Source organism: Pseudomonas sp. 10S5 (genome assembly GCF_035019745.1).
GTDB lineage: Bacteria > Pseudomonadota > Gammaproteobacteria > Pseudomonadales > Pseudomonadaceae > Aquipseudomonas.
The window spans coordinates 1-750 of record NZ_JASJVL010000046.1; the positions used below are offsets into that span (position 1 = coordinate 1).

Sequence of the window (750 nt, forward strand, 5' to 3'; positions counted from 1 at the left end):
GTGGGCTCCCACTGCTTGTACGCATACGGTTTCAGGATCTATTTCACTCCCCTCTCCGGGGTTCTTTTCGCCTTTCCCTCACGGTACTAGTTCACTATCGGTCAGTCAGTAGTATTTAGCCTTGGAGGATGGTCCCCCCATATTCAGACAAGGTTTCTCGTGCCCCGTCCTACTCGATTTCATTGCAAAGGGATTTTCGCGTACAGGGCTATCACCCACTATGGCCACCCTTTCCAGAGTGTTCCGCTAATCTCAATGCAACTTAAGGGCTGGTCCCCGTTCGCTCGCCACTACTAAGGGAATCTCGGTTGATTTCTTTTCCTCAGGGTACTTAGATGTTTCAGTTCCCCTGGTTCGCTCCATACACCTATGTATTCAGTGTAAGGTAACTGTCTTATGACAGCTGGGTTCCCCCATTCAGACATCTCCGGATCACAGTCTGTTTGCCGACTCCCCGAAGCTTTTCGCAGGCTACCACGTCTTTCATCGCCTCTGACTGCCAAGGCATCCACCGTATGCGCTTCTTCACTTGACCATATAACCCCAAGCAATCTGGTTATACTATGAAGACGACATTCGCCGAAAATTCGCATGCTCAATAAAGAGCGCTCACAAATTTTACCTTAGCCCGTGACACCGCCAGTGAAAGCGCTGCCCGGTCTAACTTTCTATCACATACCCACATTTTTAAAGAACGATTAAAACGATTAAACTTTCTAATCAAAGATCAGAAATCAACACTCACCATCG

General features: G+C 48.1%; 1 rRNA gene. It reads right to left on the reverse strand.

What is annotated here, in order from left to right:
• Nucleotides 1-535, reverse strand: a 23S ribosomal RNA gene (locus QN378_RS23305); the annotation flags it as partial.
• Nucleotides 536-750 lie beyond the last annotated feature (215 nt).